Below are 7170 nucleotides of genomic sequence, written 5' to 3' on the forward strand. Positions count from 1 at the left end.
GATCACGAACAACTCTCAAGAAAAAACAGAATCTTACGTTAAGCAAAAAGGGTTGGTTTATGCAGAGCTATTATCAAAACAGCTTTTTGATCCACTCTATACAGACAATATCAGTCAAGCGTATGAGCAAATTAAGGCAACATTGAGCCAGCCAGATGTCTCGAAAATACATGTTGTTGACAATGAAGGGCTAATCTTTCACGACGGCACTACTCAGCTAAGGATGTTTGCCCAACCCCATTACCGCTCTCCTTTTATTTTGAAAGCAATAGAAGAATCTAGAACTCTCGTTTCCTTTTCCAAGCATCAGTTGGAGATCGCAGCGCCGATTCAGCAATCAAACATAACTCTTGGGGCGGTATATCTTGAGCTTAACTTGATACATCTACTGGAAGAGAAAGAACAGAACATTGAACAAGTCCAAGCGATTACCTCAAACGATAAACAGAAGATGTTTAACTTGCTGCTAACGATCAGTGGGATATCCGTTCTATTCGGTAGCATCATCGCTTATGCTTTGGGGCGGTCGTTAACTAAGCCACTCAAGCAACTAAAAGATCAATTTTCAGAGTCAAATACCCAAGCGCTGCCAGTCACCGACATACAAAGCAAAGATGAAGTGGGAGAACTTATTTCGGCGTACAACAAAATGTCAAACAAAGTGAACCGATACACCAGCCGAGTTGAGTTCATGGCGTACCACGATATTCTGACTTCCCTGCCAAACCGAGAAAAGTTACTCATTGATATTCAAACGCAAATAACTGACCACAAATCCCCCTCACTTGCGGTTGTGTTTATTGACTTGGATGACTTTAAGCACATTAACGATAACTACGGACATAACATTGGGGATAAATTGCTAGGCCATCTTGCTTCAGAGCTTCAAGGCCGTTTGCCGAGTTATTTTAAGCCGCTTTACCGCCTTTCTACCATCGTAAGTCGAGTAGGTGCGGACGAATTTGTACTGGCCTTTCCGTGCTCGGACAATCATGAAGCTAGAGAAAAAGCGCACGCTATTCATCGCCAACTACTCTCTCCCTTGAGTTTGGAAGAGAACGATATTCAAATTACGGCAAGCCTCGGAGTTGCTGTGTATCCAGAATTTGGTTCAAACGCTGAGTCTCTTTTACAGCTTTCTTCTCTTGCGGCGCAGGAATCCAAAAGACGCGGTAAAGACATTATGACGATATACGATTCCACGTTTGATGAAACGATTAAACAACGTTTATACATAGAACGAGAACTGCGTCGTTCAGTACGTGACTTGTCTCAATTCGAGCTGTGGTATCAACCACAATTTGATCTAAAAACCTATCGCCTAATTGGGGTCGAAGCATTGGTTAGGTGGAATCATCCCGAGAAAGGCTATATCAGTCCAGAATCGTTTATCCCGATCGCAGAGCAAAGTGATTTAATATTGGAGCTTGGAGAACATATCATTGAGACGGCAATTGCTCAGCGGGCAATGTGGGCAGAACATTTCGGTACGGATTTTCACATCGCATTAAACTTGTCCCCAAGACAAATCTATCGCCAAGATTTAAGTCAATTATTTTCTAAGTATTTACGACGACATGATGTCGCCCCTCAAACCATTCATGTTGAAGTGACAGAGTCACTTTTTATTGATGATACAGAGAAAGCTCAATATGTGCTTAAAAAACTACAAAGTATCGGAGTGGAAGTTTGGCTAGATGACTTTGGTACGGGGTATTCAGCCCTTGCCTACCTACAACATATGGCTTTTGACGGGCTCAAGATTGATCGTTCATTTATCGCTCAAATCCGAAAAAGCGATCAAGACGATTCATTAGTTCGCGCGATTGTATCCATGGCTCACAACCTAAGAATGAAAGTAGTAGCCGAAGGCGTAGAAACTCAAACTCAACTCACACGAATGGAGTCTCTCCACTGTGACATCGTACAAGGTTTTTTCTTAGGTAGACCTGTACCTGCCGAGGAATTGATTGCATTTGAATACCAACGAGGGAGTGGCGCTCAAAACGTCAATCACTTTGCTTAGAACGCCGTTTTGTTAACTATTGCCGCTTAGCGCGTTAGTACTCGTAATGCAATATCGGTCACACTTCCCCCACCTCATTAATATGAATTTTCTCTTAAAATCTAACATCTGAGATAAATAAACTACACTTTTCATATCAACTTCTTGGATATGGAAATGCGCGTGGTAGGAATCTTTTCTTGGAACAACCTGTCGGTAAAACAAAAGCTATTTGGGTTGGTTTTGCTGCCAATTTTATTGTTGCTTGTCCTCGCGGGTAAACATGTACAAAGCCTTTCTATCCAGGCTCAGGAACTACAAAAAGCACAGTTATTCTCTGTCTACATAGACCGCGTATCTTCGCTTTATCACCTACCGAATAACCCTGATGTAATAGATAAGCAACTAAAAACTCAGCAGATATCTCAATTGTTACGCGACACCGCTGCGCCAGTATTCGGTGAAAACGCTGAGATACTAAACCAGTTGATAAGCTTTGAGGAAGCAACCCTCTCGATGCTCTCTTCGCAAAATCAAGAAGAAAAGTTAGATGCGGCAGAGTGGCGAGCTGATACGTTCAAAGAAATCCTCATGAGCTTAGACAAAGTCTATTTTAGAAATGTGAGTTATGAAACAAACACTCACCTTTCTTCTTTGATGCAACTTGAATGGTTGATGTTTTGGTCCACTGAAGAGCATAGATTAAGCGAATATTTGATTCGATCTTCAGAGGAAAATAACGAGTATGACCTCACAACACAGGCTTCTATCCAATCTTTAATCCAGAACCAACAACTATTTCTAGAGCGTTTTGTGACGCTAAATGCCAATCAACAACAAGTAGATCTGCTCATTGAGACGTTTACGGGTGAAGTCTTTATCAAAAGCCAAGAGTTTCGTGCTTATTTATTGCAACCAGCTCAACTCAAATCATTAACCCCGGATGAGATTGATGCGGGGTTATCTGCACTCAACAAACGCTTATCGTTATTACAAAGTGTTGACGACAAAATGGAACAACAGCTGAGTGATGATATATCAAAGACAATCAACACGACGACACAGCACCGCTTTACCTTTATCGCAATGATGAGCCTTTTAACGCTGTTGGTCGTAAGTTTAACGCTAAGATTGGTGCGAAAAGTTACTGGAAACTTGAATCTAGTCCTCAAATTTCTCAGTAACGAAAGCAATGAACAAAGTAACACTGAAAATTCACCTCTTGCTCAACTAATAAAGGGTAAAGACGAGCTGAGTAAGTTTGCTCGAGAGGTAAAAAAGCTTAGTGATGAGCGGATGTTGTCCAGACTAAAGCTCACACAAGCTAAAGAAGATGCAGAACAAGCAAAAGATGATGCAATTAAGGCGAGTAAAGCCAAAAGTAGCTTTTTGGCCAACATGTCCCACGAGATCCGCACGCCGCTAAATGGCGTTATTGGCATCTCTGAAGTGTTATCCGATACTTCCCTGACTGCCACACAACGCGATTACGTCGATACGATTGAAACCTCCTCCCAACTGCTTTTGAGTTTAATTAATGACGTTCTAGACTTCTCAAAAATTGAATCTGGGATGTTGCTCATTAGCCCACATTCAACTTGTGTTCGAGAGTCTATCTATGACATTGCTTCTATCATTTCACCGAAAGCAAAGGAAAAAGGCATCGATGTGCAAGTCAACATTAGCCGTAACACGCCTTACCACGTAATGTTGGATGACCATCGTATACGCCAAGTTGTCATGAACTTCATGTCTAACGCGGTAAAATTTACCGAACAAGGCAGTGTAGAGCTATCGGTCATCACCCGCGAAATAAAAAATGGTGAAGCGGTCATCGAGTTCTCTGTTAAAGATTCAGGGATTGGTATTGATGCCCAGCAGCAAAAGAAAATATTTGCTCCATTTGCCCAAGAGGATAACTCTACTACCCGACAATTTGGGGGAACTGGACTTGGGCTTGCCATTAGCACGCAATTAGTTGAGCTAATGGGTGGAGAAATTCAACTTGAATCCGAGAAAGGTAAAGGCAGTCGCTTCTTCTTTGAACTAACTGCTCCTGTTGTGACGCAAGAGTTTAACGCTTATCACGCTCTGAATCACAACGACATATGGATTGTATGCAGCAGTACTCAACTAGAACAAAAACTGCGTAACGAGTTAAGTTTTTTCAACATCAATATAACGCAGTCAGTAGATACCTTAAGTGCGTTGCCAACGTGGATTGATAACGAGCGCGTTATCGTTATTCATGTAGAAGCATCACCAAATGCAGCGGCGATGCATATCGATGAGATAGAAAGCCTTTGTAAACGAAACATTCGTGTCTGCCTCATCAAGCACCTTCATAGCCCACAATTCGACTTTAGAAGCAGTATCAGCGCCTTGGTCACTCAGCCACTACTAGGGCAGCGCTTAATTAAAGCACTTGAAAGTTGTGCGGCAAATTTCTCGCACGCACAACAAGAGAGCATTTCAGCGCAACATGTTAAATCTTTGCCGAAAATTTTGGTCGTTGATGACAATACGGTCAATCAAAAAATCGCGGGGCTACACGTCACAAAAGCTGGCTTCGACTTTGATGTCGCAGTAAACGGACAAGAAGCGGTTGAGAAATTTCAACAGAATCAATACAGCCTAATTTTAATGGACTGCATGATGCCCGTAATGGATGGATTTGAAGCCACCCAAATAATTCGTCAAATAGAAGTAAAAGAAAAACGCGCTTTCAGAATTCCGATTATTGCTCTAACGGCAAGTGTGGTCGATGACGATATACAAAAATGCTTTGACGTTGGAATGGATGACTATGTGCCCAAACCGTTTAAAGCAGGGTTGCTTAAAGAGAAGTTAGATAAGGCAATTGGGTTACGTGTTTCCAACACGACGCCTGCTGAACCACACCAAGAGAACACTACTCTCGATACAACTCATAAACTACCTGCGAGTTCAGAGCAACCAGAAGCAACGGTAACGCCTATTCGCTCCGAACGTATCTTGCTTGTCGAAGACAATAGAGTGAACCAGAAAGTGGCTTCTCTATTGCTATCTAAAGCAGGCTATCAATTCGAAGTCGCAGAAAACGGACAAATTGCAGTCGAAATGTTCCAAAAAGATGGAAAGTTTGATGTTATTTTGATGGATTGCATGATGCCCATAATGGATGGGTTTGAAGCTTCTAGGCAAATTAGAGCTTATGAAGCGAGTAAAGGATTAGCTAAGACGCCCATTATCGCATTAACAGCAAGCGTCGTTGATGATGATATTCAACGCTGCTTTGATTCAGGAATGGATGCCTACGTACCAAAGCCTGTGCGCAAAGAAAAACTGTTGTATCAAATTGAACAAGCAATGTAGGTGGATTCTATGAGTAGAAATCATTCTCGCGTTGCTTTTCCTTTGCGTTACATAAAACGCTATCTGTTTATTCTGATTGCCCTTCTTTCATTAAATTGCCAAGCTCTCGCTGCAGAGAGCTACGCCGTTTTCTCATTTAATGACGAATTCTCTCCGCTCACTGTCAATAAAGCGCGAAAGTTGTACAGAGGGAAGACGCAACTTTTACAAGGCCAGCGAATTGAACTCTCTGACTGGCCTGCGACATCAACAGAAAGAGCTGAGTTCTATCGTTATCTTCTCAACAAAAATTTAGCGCAAATGAACGCGCATTGGGCAAGCTTGTCTTTTTCAGGTAAAGCTAGACCGCCAAAAGTGATTGCACGCTCCAGCATTGATGACCTCATAGCATGGATGCAAGAGAAGCCGAATAGAATTGGTTATGCCCCAACATCGAGCGTCCCTAGTAATGCTCACGTTTTATGTGTGGTTAGCTCGGAGAACTGATATGAAAAAATATTTAACCATGTTATCGCTGAGTATCGCGACCTTTCCGAGCTCAGCCACGATTGAACTAACAGAACAACTTTCTTTAAGTGGTTTTGGCTCTACTTCGTGGGCAAAATCCGATAACCCAACTACGTTACTAGTTAACCGCTTTATTGGCGATGAATCTTGTTTCGATTGCGATACCACTTTCGGCATGCAGCTCGATTATTTTCACAAGGCATTTCGGGCATCCGCACAAGTCGTAAAGCGCCCGCAAGACCATTGGAGCTCGCCTCAGCTCGAGTGGGCGTATTTGGCTTATACCTATCAAAACATAGAAATACGAGGAGGACGCTTAAGACTGCCACTGTTTTTGATGTCTGAGTACAACTATGTCGGCCACGCTTTTACCCAAGCCCGCCCACCGAATGAGGTATATGACAGCATTCTAGGTATCACGGCTTATAACGGCCTATCTGCACGCTGGATTCATGACCTTAATGAGCAAATCGTACTTACCGCCATGCCGTTTGTCGGGTTTAAAGACAATAGTGACGTAACCATCAATGAACGTACTGAATTGGAAATTGAGTCAAACAACACTGCAGGGATGAACTTAACGCTAAGCGGAGAGAGTTATCGTTGGAATTTTTCCTACCTCCACGGCGATTATGATCAAACAACGACGCTCTCTAACATTGAGCAATCCACTCCCGGTGGCGGAACCACAATCATTGACCGTCTAGTTGAAACAGAAAAAAACAACACGATCGATCTGTTTTCTCTAGGGTTAAGATACGAGCTCGATAACATTGTGATTATGGCAGAAGGACAGACCAGCAATCTTTCCTCATCTTGGTACGCGACAACAAGTTATAATGTAAACAAGCTGACTCCTTATATTGTTTACGGTCAGCAGTTTAATAGTCGGGATAAAAAAAGTGGAGACAGTTTCTTACTCGGATTGAGATACGACCTAGATTACAACGTTTCCCTAAACGCAGAATGGCAAAGGTTCAACGCCTACAATAATAGCTCTGGCGCGTTTTCATCAGCCCCAAAGGATGACAGTGCGAGCCTTTATACGCTAATGCTCAACTTCGTTTTTTAATGTTTCTTACAGTACCAACTTCCACAACACTGGGGGCTGTTTGTTGTATTAAGAAGGCTTTTTGCAACACGTAACTAAACGCTAAACAACTGGAAGGAATAGAATCGATCAGATAGGTAAGTGGCAATCCAAACAGAGACAAAGGTTACTCTATTTCGGTTTATTTTGATTGCCTTTTAACCGCTTTTCTTTGCGTCGCAGTGCCCGGAAAAACTTTGACTCTTCGTGGTAC

The 7170-nt window shown here is 42.4% G+C and carries 4 protein-coding genes; all 4 read left to right on the forward strand.

Translation table 11 applies throughout. From position 1 onward, the window contains the following. On the forward strand, window positions 1–2026 hold a 2026-nt coding region (locus IQR33_RS26390), incomplete at its 5' end, for a GGDEF domain-containing phosphodiesterase (protein WP_193844196.1). Between the two features lie 156 nt (window positions 2027–2182). Then, window positions 2183–5359, forward strand: a complete 3177-nt coding sequence (locus IQR33_RS26395) for a response regulator (RefSeq protein ID WP_193844197.1) — start codon at window positions 2183–2185, stop codon at window positions 5357–5359. Between the two features lie 9 nt (window positions 5360–5368). After that, entirely contained in the window at window positions 5369–5845 is a 477-nt protein-coding gene (locus tag IQR33_RS26400; RefSeq protein ID WP_017633987.1) for a hypothetical protein, read from the forward strand. Window position 5846: 1 nt separating this feature from the next. Next, on the forward strand, window positions 5847–6938 hold the full coding sequence (locus IQR33_RS26405; protein ID WP_193837416.1) for a sulfate ABC transporter permease: 1092 nt from the start codon (window positions 5847–5849) through the stop codon (window positions 6936–6938). The last annotated feature ends 232 nt before the right edge of the window (window positions 6939–7170 follow it).

It is taken from the genome of Vibrio sp. OPT46 (assembly GCF_015163535.1).
In the GTDB taxonomy this organism is placed as follows: Bacteria; Pseudomonadota; Gammaproteobacteria; order Enterobacterales; family Vibrionaceae; genus Vibrio; species Vibrio alginolyticus.